This is a genomic window from Morganella sp. HSTU-ASny43 (assembly GCF_022819185.1).
Classification (GTDB): Bacteria; Pseudomonadota; Gammaproteobacteria; order Enterobacterales; family Enterobacteriaceae; genus Morganella; species Morganella morganii.
Map to the genome: position 1 here is coordinate 35,977 of NZ_WSPG01000015.1, position 24,042 is coordinate 60,018.

Consider the following 24,042-nt stretch of genomic DNA (forward strand, 5'->3'; position numbering starts at 1 on the left):
ATCAGCCGGGCAGATGCCTTCGCGCAAAAAACAGATAAAAAAACGGGAAGCAGCTGCCTCCCGTTATTATCATAACCGCAATCACTTATTTAATGACATGATACAGCTCAGATTCGTTTGCCTTAACCAGACCTTTGGCAACAATCTCCACGCGATCATAATCATCGATATTACTGATGATTACCGGGCTTATCATGGATTTGGCATGTTCGTTCAGATACGCCAGATCCAGTTTCAGCACCGCATCACCGGCAGCAACCTGTGCGCCTTCTTCAATCAGGCGGGTAAAACCGTTACCGTTCAGATTCACGGTATCAATACCCATGTGGACAATAATTTCCGCACCATTATCGGTTTCCAGGCAGAATGCATGGTTGGTATCGAAAATTTTCACCACAGTACCTGCCGCCGGGGCATATACGGTGTCACTTTCCGGTTTGATGGCAATACCGTCGCCGACAACACGGCCGGCAAATGCTTCATCCGGTACAGCGGATAAATCAACCACTTCACCGTCGAATGGTGCCACCAGCGTCAGTACCACGTTACCATTGCCCTGTGCTTTGGCTTTCACAGCTTCCGGAGCCGCCGCCGCAGCCTGAGCTGCCGCAACCGGGCCTTCTTTCAGCACGTCACGCATTGCGTTGGCGATCAGCTCGGCACGGGTGCCGACAATCACCTGCACACTCTCTTTATTCAGACGGATAACGCCGGAAGCACCGATTTGTTTCGCATAAGCATCATTGACCTGCGCGGAGTCTTTTACAGTCAGACGCAGACGGGTGATACAGGCATCAATACCGGTCAGGTTATCTGACCCGCCGATAGCCGCGATATACTGACGTGCTTCGCTGCTGATGGATTTTTTCTCATCTTTTTTATTATCAGTACTGACATTCTCACTGTAACCATCAACGGTATCGTTGGTTGCCATCGCCGCTTCACGGCCCGGGGTTAACAGGTTGAATTTGGTGATAACAAAACGGAACACCACATAGTACAGCGCGAAGAAGACCAGGCCCTGCAGGATCAGCATATACCAGTTGGTTGCCAGCGGGTTGCGTGAAGACAACGCCATATCCACCAGCCCCGCACTAAAGCCGAAACCTGAAATCCACTGCATGGTTGCAGCGATAAACAGGGAGATACCGGTCAGGAAGGCATGGATGACATACAGAACCGGTGCCACGAACATAAAGGAGAACTCAATCGGCTCGGTGATACCGGTGAAGAACGCGGCAAATGCACCGGCGATCATGATACCGGCCACTTTTGCTTTGTTTTCCGGTTTGGCGCAGTGATAAATCGCCAGCGCGGCCCCCGGGATACCAAACATCATGATCGGGAAGAAACCAGCCTGATAACGGCCTGTGACACCCGGAATCGCCGTACCGGCATCAATGGATTGCTGACCGGCCAGGAAGTTAGGAATATCGTTGATATCTGCCACGTTGAACCAGAACACGGAGTTCAGTGCATGGTGCAGACCGACAGGAATTAACAGACGATTAAAGAAGCCGTAAATCCCCGCGCCCCACGCGCCCAGGTCTTTAATGCTCTTACCGAAGGAAACCAGTGCATCATAAATGACCGGCCAGACATACATCAGTACCGCAGCCACCAGGATCATCACGAATGATGCCAGGATAGGCACCAGACGGCGGCCGCTGAAGAATGACAATGCCATCGGCAGCTCAACACCGCTGTAACGGTTATACAGTTCGGCGGAAATAACACCGACCAGAATACCGATAAACTGGTTGTTGATCTTACCGAACGCCGCCGGAACCGCTTCCGGAGGGATCCCCTGAATCATACCGACTGTCGCGGTGGAACACAGGGTGGTCACCACCATAAAGCTGACAAAACCGGTCAGTGCTGCCGCACCGTCTTTGTCTTTTGACATCCCGTAAGCGATACCGATAGCAAACAGCATTGACATGTTATCAATGATAGCCGCACCGGATTTAATCAGGAACGCGGCAACCACGTTGTCCGCACCCCAGCCCGTCGGGTCGATCCAGTAGCCGACCCCCATCAGAATTGCCGCAGCCGGCAATGTGGCGACAGGCACCATCAGTGCCCGGCCAATCCGCTGCAGATAGTTCAGTATACCCACTCACTCCCCCTTGCCGCCCTGACGAACGGCCTTTTTGTTTTACAGCATTATTATCACAGCCATGATTGGCTGCCTTATTGTGTACAACTGAATTTGTAACAACCGGTCTGATCACTCACCGGATTGCGTAACACTTATTTTACTGCCAACTATACGTATCAGTCTAAAAAGTTTATTTCGCTTCGCAAATTAAATAGCTGTGATTTGTGATTATTGTCACCAATATTCGTCACCGGCTGGTTAAAATGCTGGCAGTCACACAAAACTTATTTTAAGATAAAAAATATCTTTTCCGGCGGCTGTATTCTCTCCCGTGACTAATAAATTCCGGGTATTCATGCTATAGATGAGACAGGAAGGATCTTCCTGAGACAGCACAGCAGATACCGGGCCGATAACCCGGTATAACTTAACGAGGTAGAATCGATATGCGTTTAATCCCTCTTGCGAAAGCGCAGGATGTCGGTCAGTGGTCCGCACAGTACATCGCTGACAAAATCAATGCGTTCCGCCCGACGGCAGAACGACCGTTTGTTCTGGGACTGCCGACCGGCGGCACCCCGCTGGCCACCTACAAGGCGCTGATCGCCCTGCATCAGGCCGGAAAAGTCAGTTTCCGTCATGTGGTGACTTTTAATATGGATGAGTATATCGGCCTGCCGGAATCCCATCCGCAGAGCTATCACTCATTTATGCATGAGAATTTCTTTAATCACATTGATATCCCAGCAGAAAACATCAACCTGCTCAATGGTAATGCCCCAGATACCGATGCGGAATGTGAACGCTACGAAGCGAAGATGAAAGCTTACGGCGGCGTGCAGCTGTTTATGGGCGGCGTCGGTAATGACGGTCACATTGCCTTTAACGAACCGGGCTCATCACTGACTTCACGCACCCGTGTCAAAACGCTGACACCGGAAACCCGTATCGCCAACTCCCGTTTCTTTGATAATGACATCAATAAAGTGCCGAAATATGCGCTCACTGTAGGTGTCGGCACACTGATGGATGCCAAAGAACTGCTGATCCTCGCCACCGGCCATAACAAGGCGATGGCGGTACAGCAGGCGGTTGAAGGCTCGGTGAATCATATGTGGACGATTACCTGTGTGCAGATCCACCCGAAAGCCATTGTGGTGTGTGATGAACCGGCCACACTTGAGCTGAAAGTGAAAACCCTGAAGTATTTCTGTCACCTTGAATCTGACATTATCGAACAATTTGCTGCTGAATAACCGCTGCTGACCGCCCTTTATCCGGGCGGTTTTTGTTGTGTTGTCTTATCTTTAAATAAGTATTCTCTCCCCCAGGAGGCGTTATGTACGCATTAACCAATGCCATTATTTATACCGGTCACGATCGTCTGGAAAACCACGCGGTCATTATTGACGGCGAATTAATCCACAGCGTGTGTCCGGTCAGTGAGTTACCGGACGGAATTGACACCCGTGATCTGGGCGGTGCCATCCTCTCCCCGGGATTTATTGATTTGCAGGTCAACGGCTGCGGCGGCGTACAGTTTAATGACAATGAGGACGATATCACGGTCCGCACCCTGGACATTATGCAAAAGGCCAACGAACGCACCGGCTGCACCAGTTTCCTGCCGACACTGATCACCAGCCCCGATTCGCTGATGAAACTGAGTGTCAGCGCCATGCGTGATTATCTGAAAAACCATAAAAATCAGGCGCTGGGACTGCATCTGGAAGGGCCTTACATCAACCCGGTGAAAAAAGGCACACACAATCCGGACTATATCCGCAAACCGGATGCCGCGATGATTGATTTCCTGTGTGATAACGCAGATGTGATAACCAAACTCACCCTGGCGCCGGAAATGGTGGAACCCTCTGTTATCCGCAAACTGACGGATGCCGGAATTGTGGTCTCCTCCGGGCACTCCAATGCGAGTTATGAAGAGTCCCGTGCCGGGTTTGAAAACGGTATCACCCTCTCCACACACCTGTTTAATGCCATGCCGTACATTTCCGGCCGCCAGCCGGGACTGATTGGCGCGATTTATGATACCTCAGAAATATATGCCGGAATTATTGCTGACGGCCTGCATGTTTCCTGGCCTAACATCCGCAACAGTAAAGCCCTCAAGCGCGACAAGCTGATCCTGGTCACCGATGCCACTGCCCCGGCGGGGCTTGATCCGAAAACCAGCGGGCTGGATCATTTTATCTTTGCCGGCAAAACGATATATTATCGTGATGGTTTATGTGTGGACGAAAACGGCACACTGAGTGGTTCCTCACTCACCATGATCCGCGCAGTGGCAAACTGTGTTCAGCATGTCGGTATTCCGCTGGATGAAACCCTGCGCATGGCCACACTCTATCCGGCACGGGCAATTGGTGTTCAGGACAGACTGGGAAGTATTAAATCCGGCAGTATTGCCAACCTGACCGCCTTCACCGCTGATTTTTCTGTCTGTATGACAATCGTTAACGGGAATGTGGTCCATACATCATGAGTAAAAGACGCCGATGGGTAACGGAATTCCGCAGATAGGTAATATTGATTTAGTCAAACAGCTGAACGGGGCGGTGGTTTACCGCCTGATAGACCGTTCCGGCCCGATTTCACGCATTCAGATTGCCGAACAAAGTCAGCTGGCACCCGCCAGCGTGACCAAAATTACCCGTCAGCTTCTTGAGCGCGGCCTGATAAAAGAGGTGGATCAGCAGGCATCCACCGGCGGACGCCGCGCTATCTCCATTATTTCCGAGCACCGCGCCTTCCAGACTATCGGCGTGCGTCTCGGCCGCCATGATGCCACTATCGCACTGTTTGATCTCAGCGGACGGGCGCTCGAAGAAGAGACCTGTCCCCTGGAAGCCACTTCTCAGGCAGATGCGGAAGCTAAACTCATTGCGCTGATCGACAACTTCAGACAGACGCACCAGCGCCGCATCCGCGAGCTTATCGCTATTGCGGTGATACTGCCCGGACTGGTCGATCCGGATCGCGGTATTGTGCGCTATATGCCTCACATTACTGTCAGTGACTGGCCGCTGACTGAAAATCTTCATCACCATTTTAAACTGCCGTGCTATGCCGGCCATGATATCCGCAGCCTCGCGCTGGCCGAACACTATTTCGGCGCCACGCGCGATTGCGCGGATTCCCTGCTGGTGCGTATTCACCGGGGGGCCGGGGCGGGGATCATTATCAACAATCAGATCCTGCTGAACCGGCGTGGTAATCTCGGCGAAATCGGCCATATTCAGATAGATCCGCTCGGCGAACGCTGCCACTGCGGAAACTTCGGCTGTCTGGAAACAGTCGCGTCGGATGCCGCCATTGAAACCCGGGTAAAACACCAGCTGGCTCAGGGATTTGAGAGTGAACTGACGCCGGATAACTGCTCCATCCGCGCCATCTGCCGTGCCGCTAACCGGGGGGATGCTCTCGCGGCAGAAGTGATAAAACAGGTCGGTAATTCCCTCGGAAAAGCCATTGCCATCACAATAAACCTGTTTAACCCGCAAAAAGTGGTGATTGCCGGTGAGATAACTGCCGCTGAAAATGTGCTGCTCCCTGCTCTGCAAAGCTGCATAAATACGCAGTCGCTGAAAAATTTCCGCGAGGATCTGCCGGTGGTGATTTCACAGCTGCCGCCGAACTCCGCTATCGGGGCATTTGCCCTGATAAAACGGGCGATGCTGTACGGTGAACTGCTGCTGCATGTTCTGGAAAATAAACCGGATACGGCGGAATAATCCGCCACCGGATAAATGCGTCAACTCCGTGATTTTATCCTGTTTTTTGTACTGTTTATCTTCAAAGTGATTATTATGCAGGCAAACAAACGGATTTCATCAAAATATCTGCAAAAAGCAGTTGACGCTTTTGGCTGTAATCCGCATAATGCGCCCCGCAACGCCGATGAAGGTCACGCAAAAAAAAGATGGCTACGTAGCTCAGTTGGTTAGAGCACAACACTCATAATGTTGGGGTCACAGGTTCGAATCCCGTCGTAGCCACCATCTTTTTTGCGGGAGTGGCGAAATTGGTAGACGCACCAGATTTAGGTTCTGGCGCCGCAAGGTGTGCGAGTTCAAGTCTCGCCTCCCGCACCATTTCTCGTGACATTCGTTGTTGTTTATTATATTTCCGGATGGGGTATCGCCAAGCGGTAAGGCACCAGGTTTTGATCCTGGCATTCCCAGGTTCGAATCCTGGTACCCCAGCCATCTTCCACTGAGTGGAAAAATGAAGTATGATAAGCCTCGTTTTTCAGGTGGGGTATCGCCAAGCGGTAAGGCACCAGGTTTTGATCCTGGCATGCCCTGGTTCGAATCCAGGTACCCCAGCCATATTCTGAAAAACGGCTTTGTTAAAGCAGTAAAAGATGGCTACGTAGCTCAGTTGGTTAGAGCACAACACTCATAATGTTGGGGTCACAGGTTCGAATCCCGTCGTAGCCACCATCTTTTGCAGCCACTATCTTTTGGGGTATCGCCAAGCGGTAAGGCACTGGATTCTGATTCCAGCATTCCCAGGTTCGAATCCTGGTACCCCAGCCAAATTCTGAAAGCCCGTCTCTGACGGGCTTTTTGCTTTTCTGAATCCGGATAAATATTTCATTGTACTCAATGTGCAACGCGCGACAGCAGGCAAAATCAACGAAAAGCATGCGCGTCAGGGATGACGCGCCTGAGCGCACACGGATGTGTTTACAGCGGCTTTTCGTTTTTGCCTGCTGTCCGCCATCCCCGGAAGCAGAAGAGAATCACCTGCCCTGCCTGAATCCGTAATCAGACTCCCAGCGCATATTTCAGTGCCAGTTTTTTCAGCGGTGTTGCACGTTGTGCCACCGTCAGTGCCAGGTTACGCAACGGCTGTAATCCCGGCAGGGTATTACTGAAAGTGAGATAAAACGCATCCATCCCGGCCTGCATCAGCAGATTATCGGGACGGCGGCGGCGCTCATAACGTCTGAGAACAGATTCACTGCCCCAGTCCTCACAGCACTCCCGCGCCGAAATCAGGGTATTCAGCAGGGTATCCGCATCACGGTAACCGAGGTTTACCCCCTGTCCGGCCAGCGGATTGATGGTATGCGCCGCATCGCCGATCAGCGCCAGACCGTCCTGTACATAACAGGCGGCATGATGCCGCACCAGCGGGAAAGAGCCGCAGGCCAGCGGCGTGACATCTCCGAGACGCTCAGGGAATGATGCGCGGATTTCCGCCTGCAGTTGCGGCAGCGGCAGTTTACTGAGCTGGCGGATCCGCGCTGGTGAGTCATACCAGACCAGCGAGGCATAAGAATCAAACAGCGGCAGAAACGCACGCGGGCCGGACGGGAAAAACTGCTGCCAGGTGATATCCTGCTGCTCACGTCCGGTATCAACGGTGATCAACATACAGGACTGACGATACTGCCAGCCGCGGCTGCCGATACCGGCCAGCGTTCTGACCTGTGATTTCGCACCGTCCGCGCCGATAACCAGACGGGAACTGATTACGTCGCCGTTATCAAATGTAAGCAACCATTCACCGGATTGCTTTGTCATACTCTGCAACCGTGCCGGGCACAGACAGGTGATCAGCTCATGAGCGGTGATCATCTCCCACAATGCCCGCTGCAGTACCGGGTTTTCCACCATATACCCCAGCTCAGGTAACCCCAGGCTCTCTGCGGTAAAGGTTACTTCCGACCCTGGTTCCTCATAAGTTTCCAGAGTGCGGTACGGCACACAACGCATGGCACGGACACGCTCCCATACCCCGAGACTCTCCAGTAACTCAGCTGACGCGCGGCTGATGGCGGAAATCCGCACGTCAGGGCGGCTCTGAGCATCGAACGGTGCCGGTGCCTGTAACTCAGCCACAGTGACACCAAAACCGGCCTGAGCCAGTCCCAGGGCTGTGGCGGCACCAATCATTCCCCCGCCGATAACGGTGACTTCAGAATGTGTTAACGGGTTATCCATGACATACCTATTCTAATACGTTGATTTTTTGTTCAATTGCCGTAAATTCACCGGGAAAGGTGAAGATCCGTGCTGCCGGGTCTGGTCACTGGTGTGTCAAATGACTACAATATCGACCATTGGTTACATCAAAACCTGATTGAATACACACAATGCTTTTCAGTGTTGCGGGTATTGTTTCACTGAAAACAGCGGATTGAGAAAATGTCGACGAGTAAAAAACTGTACATAAAAACCTGGGGCTGTCAGATGAATGAGTACGATTCATCCAAAATGGCTGACCTGCTGGAAAGCACCCACGGCTATACTTTAACAGACAATGCCGATGAAGCCGATATTCTCCTGCTTAATACCTGTTCTATCCGTGAGAAAGCGCAGGAAAAAGTGTTCCACCAGCTCGGCCGCTGGAAAAACCTCAAGGATGTGAATCCGGACATTATTATCGGTGTCGGAGGCTGTGTGGCCTCCCAGGAAGGAGATTTTATCCGCCGCCGCGCCCCGGCTGTGGACATTGTCTTCGGCCCGCAGACACTGCACCGCCTGCCGGAGATGATCAACAAACTCAGAGGCGACCGCAGCCCGATTGTGGACATCAGCTTCCCGGAAATCGAAAAATTTGACCGCCTGCCGGAACCGCGCGCCGAAGGCCCGTCCGCCTTTGTTTCTATCATGGAAGGCTGTAATAAATACTGCACCTTCTGCGTGGTGCCTTACACCCGTGGTGAAGAAGTCAGCCGTCCGTGTGATGATGTGCTGTTTGAAATCGCACAGTTAGCCGCTCAGGGCGTGCGTGAAGTGAACCTGCTGGGTCAGAACGTGAATGCTTACCGTGGCCCGGCGTTTGACGGCAGTATCTGCAGTTTTGCCGAACTGATCCGTCTGGTGGCCGCCATTGACGGTATCGACCGCATCCGCTTTACCACCAGCCATCCGATTGAATTCACGGATGATATTATCGCTGTGTATGAAGATACCCCGGAACTGGTCAGCTTCCTGCATCTGCCGGTACAGAGCGGCTCAGACCGTATTCTGACCCAGATGAAACGCGCCCATACCGCGCTGGAATACAAATCCATCATCCGCAAACTGCGCAAAGCACGTCCGGATATCCTGATAAGCTCTGACTTTATCGTCGGCTTCCCTGGAGAAACTAATGACGACTTCGAAAAAACCATGCAGCTTATTGCAGACGTGAATTTCGATATGAGCTTCAGTTTCATCTACTCCCCGCGTCCGGGTACCCCGGCGGCTGATCTGCCGGATGACGTGACCGAAGAAGAGAAAAAACAGCGTCTGTACCTGTTACAGCAGCGGATTAACCAGCAGGCGATGAGCTACAGCCGCCAGATGCTCGGCACCACACAGCGTATCCTGGTGGAAGGCCCGTCCCGTAAAGACGTCATGGAATTATCCGGACGCACCGAAAACAACCGCGTGGTGAACTTTGAAGGCACCCCGGACATGATCGGCAAATTTGTGGATGTTGAGATTACCGATGTTTACACCAACTCACTGCGCGGCCGCGTGATCCGGACAGAAGATCAGATGAACCTGCGTGTTCACGAAACCCCGGAATCCGTGATTGCCCGCACCCGTAAAGAAGACGAACTGGGTGTCGGCATCTATCAGCCATCCGTACACTAACTAACGATCACGCGCAGAATGACCTGCGCGTGAGAATACACAGAGAGATTCAGTGACAGAGACCTATATATCACCTTCACAGGTAGCAACACAGGAAATTTTCCTCGAACCCGCCGAAAATCAGCGTCTGCAAAGCCTCTGCGGTCCCTTCGATGATAACATCAAACTGCTTGAGCGCCGTCTCGGCACCGAAATCAGCCGCCGCGACAACCGCTTCCGGCTGACCGGCAAACCGCACTGCGTCAAAGCCGCTGCGGCTATCCTGCGCCAGCTCTATGTGGAAACCGCCCCGGTGCGCGGTGTGATCCGCGATATCGACCCGGAGCAGGTTCACCTGGCCGTGGCAGAGAGCCGTGTACTGGAACAGAGTGATGAACATGTGCCGGACTACGGCAAATCCGTCAATATCAAAACCAAACGCGGTGTGGTTAAACCGCGCACGCCAAACCAGGCGCAGTATATCGCCCATATTCTCGACCACGATATCACCTTCGGTATCGGCCCTGCCGGGACCGGGAAAACCTATCTGGCGGTTGCTGCAGCTGTGGATGCCCTGGAGCGTCAGGAAATCCGCCGCATCCTGCTGACGCGCCCTGCCGTTGAGGCCGGTGAGAAACTCGGCTTCCTGCCCGGCGATCTCAGTCAGAAAGTCGATCCGTATCTGCGCCCGCTGTACGACGCGCTGTTTGAAATGCTCGGCTTTGAGAAAGTGGAAAAGCTGATTGAGCGCAACGTGATTGAAGTCGCGCCGCTGGCCTATATGCGCGGCCGGACCCTGAACGATGCCTTTATTATTCTCGATGAAAGCCAGAACACCACCATCGAACAGATGAAAATGTTCCTGACCCGTATCGGCTTTAACTCCAAAGCGGTTATCACCGGGGATATCACCCAGATTGACCTGCCGAACGGCAATAAATCCGGTCTGCGCCACGCCATTGAAGTGTTGGCGGATGTACCGGAACTGAGCTTTAACTTCTTTCACAGTGAAGACGTGGTGCGTCATCCTATCGTGGCAAAAGTGGTTATTGCCTATGAAGCGTGGGAAGCCGCAGAACAGAAACGCAAACAGATGCTGAAACAGCAGCGTGATGCCGAACGCGCGCAGGCGCAGCAGGAACAATCTCATGAGTAATCCGGTTCTTGATTTACAAATCGCCTGTGAAAACACAGACAACCTGCCCTCTGAAGCTCAGTTTCAGCGCTGGATTGACGGCGTGCTGCCGATGTTTCAGGAAGAGAGTGAAGTTACCATCCGCCTGGTGGATGAAGCGGAAAGCCACGAGCTTAACCTGACTTACCGCGGCATGGATAAACCGACCAACGTGCTCTCCTTCCCGTTTGAAGTGCCGCCGGAAATTGAACTGCCGCTGCTGGGGGATTTGATTATCTGCCGTCAGGTGGTGGAGCGCGAAGCCGCCGAACAGGAAAAAACCGAAGAAGAACACTGGGCGCATATGGTCATCCACGGCTGCCTGCATCTGCTGGGTTATGACCACATCGAAGACGATGAAGCAGAAGAGATGGAAGGCCTGGAAACGGAAATCTTAAAAAAATTAGGCTATTCTGATCCGTATATCACAGAAAAAGCGTAGTCAGCGATGCCGTTTTTATGCTACATAATACGGCATCTTTCATTAAATCGGGGAATGTAAAAAAACCGCCATGAGCGACGACCATCCATCGGGTAGTGATACACCGAACCAGAAAAAGGGTTTCTTTTCTCTGCTGCGCCAGCAACTGTTCCACGGCGAGCCCAAAAGCCGTGAAGACCTCGTTGAGGTCATCCGTGATTCCGAACAAAATGCACTGATCGATCCTGACACCCGCGACATGCTCGAAGGGGTAATGGATATTTCTGATCAGCGTGTCCGCGATATCATGATCCCGCGTTCACAAATTGTGACTCTCAAGCGCAATCAGACACTCGACGAGTGCCTGGATGTCATTATTGATTCTGCCCACTCCCGCTTTCCGGTGATCAGTGAAGACAAAGATCACATTGAAGGCCTGCTGATGGCAAAAGATTTGCTGCCGTTTATGCGCAGTGATTCCGAAGAGTTCAGTATTGATAAAGTGCTGCGCCAGGCGGTTGTTGTGCCGGAAAGTAAGCGTGTTGACCGTCTGCTTAAGGAGTTCCGCTCCCAGCGCTATCATATGGCGATTGTGATCGATGAATTCGGCGGAGTCTCCGGACTTGTCACTATCGAGGATATTCTGGAGTTAATTGTCGGCGAAATTGAGGATGAATATGATGATGAGGATGACGTGGATATCCGCCAGCTCAGTCTGCACTCCTATTCTGTCCGCGCCCTCACCCAGATAGAAGATTTTAACGACGCATTCGGCACCCGCTTCAGTGATGAAGAGGTCGATACCGTCGGCGGGCTGGTGATGCAGGCCTTCGGCCATCTGCCGACCCGTGGTGAAACCATTGAGATTGACAACTACCAGTTCAAAGTTGCGATGGCAGACAGTCGTAAAATTATCCAGTTACATGTTAAGATTCCGGACGATGCTCCAATCCCGTCTTTAGATGAAGATAATCTGACATGATAAAATCACCTCATGGTTTACGCCAGTGGCCGCGTCTGCTGCTGGCACTGATTTTCGGGGCCGGCGGAACGCTGGCCTTTTCGCCTTTTGATCTCTGGTATTTCTCACTGCCCGCACTGGCCGCCCTGCTGCTGCTGACTCTCAACCGGACAGGTAAACAGGCCTGTGCTATCGGTTTCGCCTGGGGGCTGGGTTTATTCGGCAGCGGCGTAAACTGGGTGTATGTCAGTATCGCGGATTTCGGTGGTATGCCGGAAATTGCCAACCTGTTCCTTGTTGTCCTGCTGGCTGCCTATCTGGCGCTCTATCCGATGCTGTTTGCCGGCCTGCTGGCCAAATGCTTCCCGCACGCCACAGTCTGGCGTCTGGTGATTGCCGCCCCGGCACTCTGGCAGCTCACTGAATTTTTACGCGGCTGGGTGCTGACCGGCTTCCCGTGGCTGGAATTCGGCTATACCCAGATTGACGGCCCGATGCGTGCACTGGCGCCAATCCTGGGTGTGAATGCCATCACCTTCCTGCTGATGGTGATAAGCGGGCTGATTGCTCTTTCACTCTCACAGCGCCGTATCCGTCCGCTGATCCCGGCGCTGGTACTGCTGTTCGCGCCGTGGCTCGCCCGCAACTACCAGTGGTATCAGATGAACAACGACCCGACTCAGGTCGCGCTGGTTCAGGGAAATATCGCCCAGTCCCTGAAATGGGAACAGGGTATGCTGGATAAAACGCTGGGTATCTATCTCAAAGAGAGCCGCCCGTACTTCCGGCCTGATACCCTGATTATCTGGCCGGAATCCGCTATTCCGGATTTTGCCGCCAGTCAGTCTGCGTTTCTGGATCAGCTCAACGGCCTGCTGACACTCAGCGGCGCACAGCTGATCACCGGTGTGGTTGATGCAGTTCCGAAAGCAGACGGTAAAGAGTACGATGTTTACAACACCCTGATTGTGCTGGGTAATAAAAGTGAATACGACAGCCGGGATAAAAACCGCTATTACAAACATCACTTAGTGCCGTTCGGGGAGTTTGTGCCGCTGGAAGATTTACTGCGTCCGCTGGCGCCGTTCTTTAATCTGCCGATGTCTGCTTTCAGCCGCGGGGGTTACATCCAGCCGCCGCTGACCGCCGGAAAAATGACACTCACCGCCGAGATTTGCTATGAAGTGATCCTCGGGGAGCAGGTGCGCCGCAATATGACCGATAAAACCGGCGTGCTGCTGACTGCCTCCAATGATGCCTGGTTCGGCCGCTCCATCGGCCCGTGGCAGCATTTCCAGATGGCACGGATGCGTGCGCTGGAGCTGGGTCGTCCGCTGCTGCGTGCCACCAATAACGGTATTACCGCTATTATTGCGCCGGACGGCTCTGTCACCGCTCAGTTGCCGCAGTTCACACAGGCCACCCTGAGTGCCACTGTAACCTCAGCGTCCGGCTTCACACCGTATTACCGTATGGGCACCTGGCCGGTCTGGGGTGCCACCGTTGTCTTCCTGGGTCTGGCACTGATAAAACGCAGAAAGAGCACAGAACGCGGTCTGCATTTTCGCTGATACGAAAAGTTTCCGCAGATAAAAAAATCCCGCCGTGATTGCTCACCGCGGGATTTTTCATTTCAGACTGATTACTTCGCCAGCCACAACCGTGCCATCATCCCCAACTGACTGGTCCAGCCGCTGGTGTAACTGACTATCTCCCCTTTGTGATAAATCACAAAAGTCGGCGTGACATTCACACCCCAGAGCTGGGAGATACGGCCATCCGGATCATTAATCACCGGAAAATAGTAACCTTTCGCTGCCATCCCTTTCGCCAGCCGGTCATCTTCACCGGAGCGGATAGCAACCGTCACCACATTGTAGCCAGACTCAGACAGTTCGCTGACTGACGGCGAGGTCAGTTTGCAGATCCCGCACCAGGATGCCCAGAAGTAGACCAACAGCGGTTTTTCCGCACTCATCTGCGCAATGGACACCGGTGTGCCATCTGTCAGTGTCAGCGAAGGCACCGTGTTTAAATCCGGTGCCTGCGGTTTGCGCCAGTAGTCCATCGCCTGTGACGCAATAAATAAAATCACCAGCAGCAGGAGAAATTCCTTTCCCCATCTGCGCAGTAACCGCATTATTTAACCTTAGCCAGCTGTTCCTTAATGATGGCATCCAGCTGTGCTTCATCCACGGCACCCGGCAGCATCACATCACCAATCAGCGTTGCAGGGGTTCCCTGAACACCTAACTGCTCTGCCAGCATCATATTCATACGCATGGTATTCATACTGTTATCAGTGACTTTCACATCACCGGCTTTGGCGGTTTTCAGTGCGCTGTTGATGTCATCCTGAGTCAGTGCGGTTTTCTTCTGCATCAGTCGGTTATGCAGCGGTGCAAATGCTTCCGGCTTGCTTTCCCATACAGAAAGTGCGGCACGGCTGGCATTCAGGGAACTTTCCCCTTTGAACGGCAGCAGTTTGAAGACAACTGCCACGTCAGGGTATTTTTTCACCATCGCTTCCAGCTGCGGATCAAAACGCTTGCAGTACGGGCAGTTGTAATCGGTGAAAGACACGATGGTCAGTTTCGGTGATTTTGAACCGATACGCGGCGTGTATTTATCATTAAACAGCGCGTCAGCATTGGCTTTAACAGCATCTTTCATCTGTGCGGTCTGTTTTTCGGTCTGTTTCTGCTGAAGCGCCATAATCGCTTCTTCCAGAATTTCCGGGTTTTTGACCAGCGTGTCACGAACCAATTCACGCACCTGCGCTTCCTGGTCAGCGGTAAAAGCGGCCGCATGAGCTGTGGCGGTAAAGATAAGCGGAGCAATCATTAAAGCCGCGAGTGTTTTTTTCATGGTTCAATTCCTTGTGACTGATTTAACAGATGTAAGAGTGTTTCTTTATCCAGCAATGGTGACAAGATTTCACCATCAGGTAAAGCGGGGCCGTAAATCTGATTAAACGGTACTGCCAGATGCCCGCGCTTTTGTAAAAATGCATTAATATCCGGTGACGGTTTTGTCCAGTCCCCGCGCAGTGCGACAACATCCGGTTCACGGAGTGCGTCCTGAACATCATCGCGTAATAATACATTGTATTTGTTTGCTTTGCAGGTCACGCACCATTCGGCGGTCACATCCACAAAAACCCGTTTACCCTGAGAAAGCGCGGTGTTCACCGCCTCTTCCGTCAGCGGCTGCCAGTCCACCTGATCACTGACCAAGCTCTGCTGCCGGTCATCCGTCATATTGATAGCGGCCCAGATACCACCAGCCACCAGCAGTGCCACCAGTGCCGCAGATCCGCGCTTAATACCGGTACGGCGGAAAGCCAGCAGCGCAAGTACCAGCAGCACAACTGCCACCATCACCACAGCGGTTTCCGGCCCGGTGTGCGGGATCAGCAGACTGATCAGCCACAGTGCCGTAATAAACATCATGCCACCCAGTACCAGACGCAGACCGTTCATCCAGCGGCCCGGTTTCGGCAGCGCCCGGGCAATTCCCGGAAACGCGGCGATCAGCAGCCACGGCAGGCTCATCCCCAGCCCCAGCGCGGTAAAAATCATCCACAGCTGTGAATACGGAGCCACCAGCGCAAACGCAACGGCGGTACCGAGGAACGGCGCGGTACAGGGGGTCGCCAGCAGCGTGGCAAACATACCTTCCATAAAGTGGCCGCGCATCCCTTTGCCGCCCGCTGTCGCCAGTTTTGTGGTTGCATTACTGCTCAGGCGGATAGAAAAAACACCGAACAGATTGGCACTGAACAGTAAAGTTACCACCACCATAAAGCCGAGGAACCACGGGTTCTGGAACTGAATTCCCCAGCCGACCGCACTTTGTGTCAGACGTAACAGCGACACCAGCGCCGCGAGGATCCAGAAGGAGACCATAATACCGGAGGAGGAAACCAGGAACTGGGTGCGGATCATCCGCTGTTCGCGGTTTTCCACATACAGCACAGAGCCGAGTTTCATCGCCAGCACCGGCAGAACACACGGCATAACGTTGAGGATCAGCCCGCCCAGCAATGCAAACAGCAGCAACATGATAAAGGAGGTATCACTGCCGGATGCGGCCGCAATATCCGGTCCGCTGCCGATCACCGTGGTGAGCGCCTGCGCTGCCGGGCCGTCTGTCACAACGACCGACAGCGGTTTTCCGTTCAGATCTGACGGCATTTCCCCCCAGTCATCCGTTACTTTAACGGTGGCAATGAGATTATCCCCGGAAATCGTAAATGACGGTGCGGCAAAAATGGTTTCTTTATCCGCATTAAAAAACAGCTGCGGATCCTGCCAGCCGCCCGGGCGGTGCAGTGCCATCGTCAGCGTCCCGCCGTTCACCCGGCTGCCACCGGTGGTGATATCACCGCCGGTCTGCGGCACCTGCTGCATGGCCATCGCATACTGACGGTCAAAATCGTCCGGCGCGGGTTCTGAGGTATCCAGTGAGACCGGATAATCGGTCAGGATACAGACATTACTGCATGTGGATAAGGTCAGTGTCCCGCTGAGCACCGGCAGCGCCTGAGCCGCCGTGACTTCCAGCGGGAACACCACACTGCCGCCGTAGCCCTGGGTGGAGAGCCCTGCGACATCAAAACGCTGAGGTGCGGGCCAGAACCACTGTGTTCCGGCAGAGGCCTCCTGCCATGTCAGTTCAGGAGCAACGCCTCCCTCTCCCGGTGACTGCCAGTAGGTTTTCCAGCCGGGTTGTAATTCAACCGCCAGCAGCAGACGCAGTTTTCCGTCTTTCCACTGATCTGATGTGACTCTGACACGGGCGTGATCATTGTGCGGCATTTCGGTCCAGCCGGTATCAGCCGCATGCACAGTGGTCAGCGTGAACAAAAACAGCACAAACGCTGTTAATACAGAACGCATAATTTTTTTTATCTCCGAATTAAGCAAAAAACCCGACAATACACAGATTGCCGGTTGCTAATCCCTCATCACACAGAAATGGAGATGCCTGCGCAGCCGCATCGGCGGGATATGCTGACGCCACGAGCGCGAACGGTAACGGACAGGAACTATCACCGAGGTCATGACGAAGAAAAGAAGGGCAAAAAAGAGAGGTTCTGCCGGGAACTGCGGCACGGTACTCAGCGACTTGGCGCTGATATCACAGGTACCACCGGGATTGGCGCTGCCGGTTTCCGTATCACTCAGCAGCACCGGGGTAGTGAAATCCGCAGACGGGCTCAGACTGATGCGCGGCGCACCAGACATCCGTTGTGTCAGACACAACAGGATAAAGAATAATGTGAAAAACAGCAGCAGATAACCCTGCCTGCGTTGCTTCAGCATAGCCCGCTCCCCGATAGTTACCGCCTATCTTACACAGCCTGCGATTTCAGACAACCGGATAACCATAACTTTACACATTTAACCGCAATATGATGTTACCGCCGCACAGCAGAATTGTTACAACAGCGGATTATGACACAATAGCACTTCCCGGCCATAAAAGTACCGTACTAAGCAGTAAAAAGCACCATTAGCAGGTTAATAAACACACCATAACCAGCATATAAAACCAAACCAATTCAAAATACCATAATTTAATGTGAACACACGTTCCGGGTGTAACTTGCACATCTTTATCGGACAGAGTGAGAGGGATCTCCCGATTTAAAACAAATTAACTTCCATTTATTAACAATAGTGTTCTATTTTTAACAATACAACCACAAGAGCAACACACGTCCTTATACCGTTTCCCGAAAAGGAGTTGTTTATGCGCAAGTTAGTTTTGTCTGTACTGGTCACCGGAGCCGCGCTTGCCAGTGCGGCGGTTTCTGCTGAAGAGCTGGCCGGTACACTGAAAAAAATCAATGACAGCGGCGTGATTGTTGTCGGTCACCGCGAATCCTCCGTACCCTTCTCTTATTATGATAACCAGCAAAACGTGGTCGGCTATTCCCAGGATTACTCCAACCATATTGTTGATGCAGTGAAAAAGACCCTGAATAAGCCGGATTTACAGGTCAAACTAATTCCGGTGACCTCTCAGAACCGTATCCCGCTGTTACAGAACGGCACATTCGATTTCGAGTGCGGCTCCACCACCAACAACCTGGCCCGCCAGCAGCAGGCCGCTTTCTCCAATACTATTTTTGTGGTCGGTACCCGTCTGCTGACCGGTAAAGACTCCGGTATCAAAGACTTTGCCGATCTCGCCGGGAAAAACGTGGTGGTCACATCCGGTACCACGTCTGAAATGCTGCTCAACAAACTCAATGATGAGAAGCAGATGAAGATGCGCATTATCAGCGCCAAAGATCACGGGGATGCCTTCCGCACCCTGGAATCCGGTCGTGCTGTCGCCTTTATGATGGATGATGCCCTGCTGGCCGGTGAGCGCGCCAAAGCGAAAAAACCGGATAACTGGGTGATTGTCGGCACGCCGCAGTCCGAAGAAGCCTACGGCTGTATGCTGCGCAAAGATGATCCGCAGTTCAAAGCCCTGATCGATAAAACGGTTTCTGATGCACAAACCTCCGGTGAGGCTGAGAAATCCTATACCCGCTGGTTCAAACAGCCGATTCCGCCTAAGAATCTCAACCTGAACTTTGAATTATCCGATGAAATGAAAGGGCTGTTCAAAGCGCCGAATGACAAGGCTTTTGAATAACCACCACGGCGGCTGACAGCCTGACCGGCTGCGCCGTCCGGACTGAGGATATAACTAAGACCGCCGCGCCTGCGTTCACAACTGACGCGGGCGCGGACGATAAACCACAGTCCGTTGCATGCAAACACACTGTCTGTCCGGTAACCACTGGTTATCCGTCTTATACAGGGAGTTCGTTCTTTTACCGGGAGCCGCGCTATGTCAGCTAACTGGGACTGGGGCATCTTTTTTCAGCCCGCCCCCTTCGGCAACACCACTTACCTCGGCTGGATCCTGTCCGGCCTGAAGGTCACTGTGCTGCTGTCAATCTGTGCCTGGATTATCGCCTTTCTGGTGGGATCCCTGTTCGGTATTCTCCGTACGGTACCGAATAAGTTTCTCTCCTCGCTCGGCACCATTTATGTGGAAATTTTCCGTAATGTGCCGCTGATCGTCCAGTTCTTCACCTGGTATCTGGTGATCCCGGAGTTCCTGCCGTCGTCCCTGCGCGACTGGTTTAAAATGGATCTCGACCCGAATATCCAGTTCTTTATTTCCTCCACCCTCTGTCTGGGGCTGTTTACCGCCGCCCGTATGACCGAACAGGTACGTGCCGCCATTCAGTCACTGCCGCGCGGCCAGAAAGCCGCCGGGCTGGCAATGGGGCTGACACTGCCGCAGACTTACCGCTATGTGCTGCTGCCGAATGCCTACCGCGTGATTATTCCGCCGATGACATCGGAAATGCTCAATCTGGTGAAAAACTCCGCCATCGCCTCCACTATCGGGCTGGTCGATATGGCCGCGCAGGCCGGGAAGTTACTGGATTATTCCGCCAGAGCCTATGAGTCCTTTACCGCAATCACCCTCGCCTATGTCGGCATCAACGTTATTATTATGCTGGCCATGCATTTACTGGAAAAACGGGTGCGTCTGCCCGGGACAGGAGGCCACTGATGTACGAATTTGACTGGAGTTCGGTGATGCCGGGTATGCCGTTCCTGTTACAGGGGCTGGTTATTACGGCGAAAATCACAGTTACAGCGATTGTTATCGGCATCCTGTGGGGCACGATACTGGCTATGATGCGCCTGTCATCCATAAAGATTGTAAGCTGGCTGGCTGCTCTCTATGTGAACGCCTTCCGCTCCGTTCCGCTGGTAATGGTGCTGTTATGGTTCTATCTGATTGTGCCTAACTTAGTCCAAAATGTTCTTGGCATATCACCAAAAACAGATATCCGTCTGATCTCAGCTATGGTAGCGTTTTCCCTGTTTGAAGCTGCGTATTATGCTGAAATTATCCGCGCCGGGATTCAGAGTGTGTCACGGGGACAAACATCCGCCTCACTCGCCCTCGGTATGACCAAAATGCAGACCATGCGTCTGGTGGTTCTGCCGCAGGCATTCCGCGCGATGATCCCGCTGCTGCTGACCCAGGGGATTGTCCTGTTCCAGGATACCTCGCTGGTGTATGTGCTCAGCCTGACCGATTTCTTCCGCACCGCCAGCAATATCGGCGAGCGTGACGGAACACAAATCGAAATGGTGCTGTTTGCGGGTGCGGTTTATTTTGTTATCAGCTTTGGTGCGTCAATGCTGGTTAATTATCTCAAGAGAAGGACTGTGTCATGATCTCCCTGAAAAATATCTCCAAATGGTACGGTCAGTTCCGTGTCTTAACCGACTGCTCGACCGAAGTCAAAAAAGGGGAAGTGGTTGTGGTGTGCGGCCCGTCCGGCTCCGGTAAATCCACGCTGATAAAAACCGTCAACGGCCTTGAGCCGGTGCAGCAGGGCGAGATTTTCGTCAATGATATTCAGGTGAATGACAAACGCACCAACCTGGCGAAACTGCGTTCCAAAGTCGGCATGGTGTTCCAGCACTTTGAGCTGTTCCCGCACCTATCCATTGTGGAAAACCTGACCCTGGCACAGGTAAAAGTGCTGGGGCGCGATAAAGCGGCAGCAAAAGAAAAAGGGCTGAAACTGCTGGAGCGGGTCGGACTGTCTGCCCATGCGGATAAATTTCCGTCCCAGTTGTCCGGCGGGCAGCAGCAGCGTGTGGCTATCGCCCGTGCCCTGTGTATGGATCCTGTCGCCATGCTGTTTGATGAGCCGACATCCGCCCTCGACCCGGAAATGATCAACGAAGTACTGGATGTGATGGTTGAACTGGCACACGAAGGTATGACAATGATGGTGGTCACCCACGAAATGGGCTTTGCCCGTAAAGTGGCGGACCGCGTGATTTTCATGGATGAGGGCAAAATCGTCGAAGACAGCAGAAAAGACGATTTCTTTGCCAACCCGAAATCCGACCGTGCCAAAGATTTTCTTGCCAAGATTCTGCACTGATGTTCTGACCGGCCGGTCACAGACCGGCCTTTCTTCTTCTCTTTATCATTCCCCCGCTTTTTTCATCCCTTTACGCCCTTAACTGTTGTTCCCTCAGGGGCATATCGGCTATGCTAACGGGTCAGAAATTAACGAAACCCAATATTTTCATGCTGTCCGCCCGGTCTGGTCGTCAGTCCGTGTCCGGCAGTTCATCACCACAGGAATACCGGTGCCATGCAAGAACAATATCGTCCCGAAGACATAGAGCAACAAGTCCAGAGTCACTGGCAGGAAAAACAAACATTTAAAGTGACTGAAGATAACAGTAAAGAGAAATACTACTGCCTGTCTATGCTGCCATACCCTTCAGGACGACTACACATGGGCCACGTGCGTAACTACACCCTGGGTGATGTGATGTCACGTTACCAGCGCATGCTGGGTAAAAACGTTTTACAGCCGATTGGCTGGGATGCGTTCGGTCTGCCTGCGGAAGGTGCTGCGGTAAAAAATAACACCGCCCCGGCTCCGTGGACTTATGCCAATATCGAATACATGAAACAGCAGCTGAAAAAGCTGGGTTTCGCCTACGACTGGGATCGCGAAGTCACCACCTGTACGCCGGAATATTACCGCTGGGAACAGTGGTTCTTCACCAAACTGTATGAAAAAGGTCTGGCGTATAAAAAGACCTCCGCTGTGAACTGGTGTCCGCATGACCTGACTGTTCTCGCGAATGAACAGGTTATCGACGGCTGCTGCTGGCGTTGTGATACCCCGGTTGAGCGCAAAGAGATCCCGCAGTGGTTTATCAAAATCACCGCTTATGCCGAAGAACTCCTCAATGATCTTGATACGCTGGAAGACTGGCCGGAGCAGGTCAAAACCATGCAGCGCAACTGGATCGGCCGTTCCGAAGGGGTGGAAATCACCTTTGATGTCGCGGACAGCACCGAAAAACTGAGTGTCTACACCACCCGCCCGGATACCTTTATGGGTGTCACTTATCTGGCGGTGGCGGCGGGTCATCCGCTGGCACAGCAGGCTGCGCAGAACAATCCGGAACTGAAAACCTTTATCGACGAGTGCCGCAATACCAAAGTGGCCGAAGCTGAAATGGCCACGATGGAGAAAAAAGGCGTGGCAACCGGTATGTTTGCCATTCACCCGCTGACCGGCGAAAAAGTCGCGGTCTGGGTCGCCAACTTTGTTCTGATGGAATACGGCACCGGCGCAGTGATGGCCGTTCCGGCGCACGATCAGCGTGACTGGGAATTTGCCACCAAATACGGTTTACCAATCAAGCCGGTCATCCTGGGCGAAGACGGTAACGCACCGGATATCAGTGAAGCAGCAATGACCGGCAAAAACACCCTGTTCAATTCAGGTGAGTTCGATGGTCTGGATTACACCGCCGGTTTTAACGCAATTGCGGACAAACTGGTGGCACTCGGCGTCGGCGAGCGCAAAGTCAACTACCGTCTGCGTGACTGGGGGGTTTCCCGTCAGCGTTACTGGGGCGCACCAATCCCGATGGCAACCCTGGAAGACGGCACCGTGGTTCCGGTTCCGGAAGATCAGTTACCGGTTATTCTGCCGGAAGATGTGGTCATGGACGGCATCACCAGCCCGATTAAAGCCGATCCGGAGTGGGCAAAAACCACCATCAACGGTCAGCCTGCACTGCGTGAAACCGATACTTTCGATACCTTTATGGAATCCTCCTGGTATTACGCCCGTTACTGCTGCCCGGACTATGACAAAGGCATGCTGGATCCGGCTGCGGCTAACTACTGGCTGCCGGTCGATCAGTATATCGGCGGTATCGAACACGCGATTATGCACCTGATGTATTTCCGCTTCTTCCACAAACTGATGCGTGATGCCGGTCTGGTGAACTCAAATGAACCGGCGAAAAACCTGCTGTGTCAGGGCATGGTACTGGCTGATTCCTTCTATTACACCGACACTGACGGCCACCGCGTATGGGTGTCTCCGGAAGATGCCATTCTTGAGCGTGATGATAAAAACCGTATCATCAAGGCAACAGATAAAGAAGGCCGCGAGCTGGTTCACACCGGCATGAGCAAAATGTCAAAATCGAAGAACAACGGCGTTGATCCGCAGATTATGGTGGAAAAATACGGCGCGGATACCGTTCGTCTGTTTATGATGTTTGCGGCACCACCGGAACTGACCCTGGAGTGGCAGGAATCCGGCGTGGAAGGCGCGAACCGCTTTATCCGCCGTGTATGGCGTCTGGTGTATGAGCATGTTCAGAAAGGCAAAACCGCGCCGCTGGATATCAGCAGCCTGACACCGGAACAGAAAGATCTGCGCCGCTCACTGCACAAAACCATTGCCAAAGTCAGCGATGACGCCGGCCGCCGTAAGCAGTTCAACACCGCCATCGCGGCGATTATGGAACTGCTCAATGAACTGCAGCGCGCACCTCAGGAAACAGAGCAGGATCGCGCACTGATGCAGGAAGCGCTGGATGCGGTTATCCGTATGCTGTCGCCGATTATCCCGCACGCCGGTTTTACCCTGTGGAAAGCACTGGGTCACGAAACGGATGTGGATGATGCACAGTGGCCGGTCGCCAGCGAAGAAGCGATGATTGACGATACCAAACTGATTGTTATCCAGATCAACGGTAAAGTCCGCGGCCGTATCACCGTTGCCGCCGATGCGGAGCAGGATGCGGTCATGGCGCTGGCCTCGCAGGAAGCTAATGTGGCGAAATACCTCGAAGGTGTGAGTGTTCGCAAAGTCATTTATGTGCCGGGTAAATTACTGAACCTGGTCGTGGGTTAATT

Annotated in this window: 20 protein-coding genes and 6 tRNA genes; 20 read left to right on the top strand and 6 right to left on the bottom strand. The window is 53.1% G+C overall.

What is annotated here, in order from left to right:
* Positions 1-85: 85 nt before the first annotated feature.
* Complete coding sequence (gene nagE / locus GN208_RS09805) at positions 86-2,119, bottom strand: N-acetylglucosamine-specific PTS transporter subunit IIBC (protein WP_015422541.1); 2,034 nt, start codon at positions 2,117-2,119, stop codon at positions 86-88.
* A gap of 428 nt (positions 2,120-2,547) precedes the next feature.
* On the opposite strand from nagE, the gene nagB reads away from it, so the two are divergent.
* The 10 genes from nagB to GN208_RS09855 all read left to right on the top strand — a co-directional run bounded on the left by nagB (position 2,548) and on the right by GN208_RS09855 (position 6,660).
* Entirely contained in the window at positions 2,548-3,357 is an 810-nt protein-coding gene (gene nagB / locus GN208_RS09810) for a glucosamine-6-phosphate deaminase (protein ID WP_004235620.1), read from the top strand.
* 83 nt (positions 3,358-3,440) lie between these two features.
* Positions 3,441-4,604, top strand: a complete 1,164-nt coding sequence (gene nagA / locus GN208_RS09815) for an N-acetylglucosamine-6-phosphate deacetylase (RefSeq protein ID WP_004235619.1) — start codon at positions 3,441-3,443, stop codon at positions 4,602-4,604.
* A 13-nt stretch (positions 4,605-4,617) separates the two neighbouring features.
* Complete coding sequence (locus GN208_RS09820; protein ID WP_004235618.1) at positions 4,618-5,853, top strand: ROK family protein; 1,236 nt, start codon at positions 4,618-4,620, stop codon at positions 5,851-5,853.
* Between the two features lie 15 nt (positions 5,854-5,868).
* Positions 5,869-6,066, top strand: a complete 198-nt coding sequence (locus GN208_RS09825; RefSeq protein ID WP_004235617.1) for a hypothetical protein — start codon at positions 5,869-5,871, stop codon at positions 6,064-6,066.
* A tRNA-Met gene (locus GN208_RS09830) sits at positions 6,044-6,120 on the top strand. Before GN208_RS09825 ends, GN208_RS09830 begins: the two co-directional genes overlap by 23 nt.
* An 8-nt stretch (positions 6,121-6,128) precedes the next feature.
* Positions 6,129-6,213, top strand: a tRNA-Leu gene (locus GN208_RS09835).
* Between the two features lie 39 nt (positions 6,214-6,252).
* Positions 6,253-6,327 (top strand) — tRNA-Gln (locus GN208_RS09840).
* A gap of 48 nt (positions 6,328-6,375) precedes the next feature.
* Positions 6,376-6,450, top strand: a tRNA-Gln gene (locus tag GN208_RS09845).
* 37 nt (positions 6,451-6,487) lie between these two features.
* Positions 6,488-6,564 (top strand) — tRNA-Met (locus tag GN208_RS09850).
* Positions 6,565-6,585: 21 nt separating this feature from the next.
* Positions 6,586-6,660, top strand: a tRNA-Gln gene (locus tag GN208_RS09855).
* A 231-nt stretch (positions 6,661-6,891) separates the two neighbouring features.
* On the opposite strand, the gene ubiF is transcribed toward GN208_RS09855, so the two are convergent.
* Positions 6,892-8,073: a 3-demethoxyubiquinol 3-hydroxylase gene (ubiF, locus tag GN208_RS09860; protein ID WP_004235616.1), complete on the bottom strand. Its 1,182-nt coding sequence runs from the start codon at positions 8,071-8,073 to the stop codon at positions 6,892-6,894.
* A gap of 204 nt (positions 8,074-8,277) precedes the next feature.
* Between ubiF and miaB the strand changes: the two genes are divergently transcribed.
* The 5 genes from miaB to lnt all read left to right on the top strand — a co-directional run bounded on the left by miaB (position 8,278) and on the right by lnt (position 13,823).
* A complete protein-coding gene (miaB, locus tag GN208_RS09865) occupies positions 8,278-9,717 on the top strand; it encodes a tRNA (N6-isopentenyl adenosine(37)-C2)-methylthiotransferase MiaB (protein WP_015422540.1) in 1,440 nt (479 codons plus the stop codon).
* Between the two features lie 52 nt (positions 9,718-9,769).
* Positions 9,770-10,852, top strand: a complete 1,083-nt coding sequence (locus GN208_RS09870) for a PhoH family protein (RefSeq protein WP_004241591.1) — start codon at positions 9,770-9,772, stop codon at positions 10,850-10,852.
* Complete coding sequence (gene ybeY / locus GN208_RS09875; RefSeq protein ID WP_004235613.1) at positions 10,845-11,312, top strand: rRNA maturation RNase YbeY; 468 nt, start codon at positions 10,845-10,847, stop codon at positions 11,310-11,312. The genes GN208_RS09870 and ybeY overlap by 8 nt, the downstream gene beginning before the upstream one ends.
* A gap of 70 nt (positions 11,313-11,382) precedes the next feature.
* Positions 11,383-12,273 (top strand): CNNM family magnesium/cobalt transport protein CorC, encoded by an 891-nt coding sequence (corC, locus tag GN208_RS09880; protein WP_004235612.1) that lies wholly within the window; start codon positions 11,383-11,385, stop codon positions 12,271-12,273.
* Positions 12,270-13,823 carry an apolipoprotein N-acyltransferase gene (gene lnt / locus GN208_RS09885; protein WP_004235611.1) on the top strand — a complete coding sequence of 518 codons (1,554 nt, stop codon included), beginning with the start codon at positions 12,270-12,272 and terminating at the stop codon, positions 13,821-13,823. Before corC ends, lnt begins: the two co-directional genes overlap by 4 nt.
* A gap of 71 nt (positions 13,824-13,894) precedes the next feature.
* On the opposite strand, the gene GN208_RS09890 is transcribed toward lnt, so the two are convergent.
* The 4 genes from GN208_RS09890 to GN208_RS09905 are packed head-to-tail and all read right to left on the bottom strand — an operon-like array spanning position 13,895 to position 17,579.
* A complete protein-coding gene (locus tag GN208_RS09890; RefSeq protein ID WP_004235610.1) occupies positions 13,895-14,392 on the bottom strand; it encodes a protein disulfide oxidoreductase in 498 nt (165 codons plus the stop codon).
* Entirely contained in the window at positions 14,392-15,120 is a 729-nt protein-coding gene (locus GN208_RS09895) for a DsbA family protein (protein ID WP_004235609.1), read from the bottom strand. Before GN208_RS09895 ends, GN208_RS09890 begins: the two co-directional genes overlap by 1 nt.
* Entirely contained in the window at positions 15,117-17,153 is a 2,037-nt protein-coding gene (locus GN208_RS09900) for a protein-disulfide reductase DsbD domain-containing protein (protein ID WP_061057290.1), read from the bottom strand. The genes GN208_RS09895 and GN208_RS09900 overlap by 4 nt, the downstream gene beginning before the upstream one ends.
* A 57-nt stretch (positions 17,154-17,210) precedes the next feature.
* The gene (locus tag GN208_RS09905) at positions 17,211-17,579 is read right to left on the bottom strand and encodes a hypothetical protein (RefSeq protein WP_004235607.1); all 369 of its coding nucleotides are present in this window, start codon (positions 17,577-17,579) and stop codon (positions 17,211-17,213) included.
* A 424-nt stretch (positions 17,580-18,003) separates the two neighbouring features.
* Here GN208_RS09905 and GN208_RS09910 point away from each other — a divergent pair, with 424 nt between their 5' ends.
* From GN208_RS09910 to leuS, 5 genes are all read left to right on the top strand, one after another.
* Positions 18,004-18,906, top strand: a complete 903-nt coding sequence (locus tag GN208_RS09910; RefSeq protein ID WP_024474175.1) for a glutamate/aspartate ABC transporter substrate-binding protein — start codon at positions 18,004-18,006, stop codon at positions 18,904-18,906.
* Between the two features lie 198 nt (positions 18,907-19,104).
* Positions 19,105-19,842, top strand: a complete 738-nt coding sequence (locus tag GN208_RS09915) for an amino acid ABC transporter permease (RefSeq protein ID WP_004235603.1) — start codon at positions 19,105-19,107, stop codon at positions 19,840-19,842.
* The gene (gene gltK / locus GN208_RS09920; RefSeq protein WP_004235602.1) at positions 19,842-20,519 is read left to right on the top strand and encodes a glutamate/aspartate ABC transporter permease GltK; all 678 of its coding nucleotides are present in this window, start codon (positions 19,842-19,844) and stop codon (positions 20,517-20,519) included. Before GN208_RS09915 ends, gltK begins: the two co-directional genes overlap by 1 nt.
* Complete coding sequence (locus GN208_RS09925) at positions 20,516-21,241, top strand: amino acid ABC transporter ATP-binding protein (RefSeq protein ID WP_004235601.1); 726 nt, start codon at positions 20,516-20,518, stop codon at positions 21,239-21,241. The genes gltK and GN208_RS09925 overlap by 4 nt, the downstream gene beginning before the upstream one ends.
* 216 nt (positions 21,242-21,457) lie before the next feature.
* Positions 21,458-24,040: a leucine--tRNA ligase gene (leuS, locus tag GN208_RS09930; RefSeq protein WP_004235600.1), complete on the top strand. Its 2,583-nt coding sequence runs from the start codon at positions 21,458-21,460 to the stop codon at positions 24,038-24,040.
* Positions 24,041-24,042: the final 2 nt, after the last annotated feature.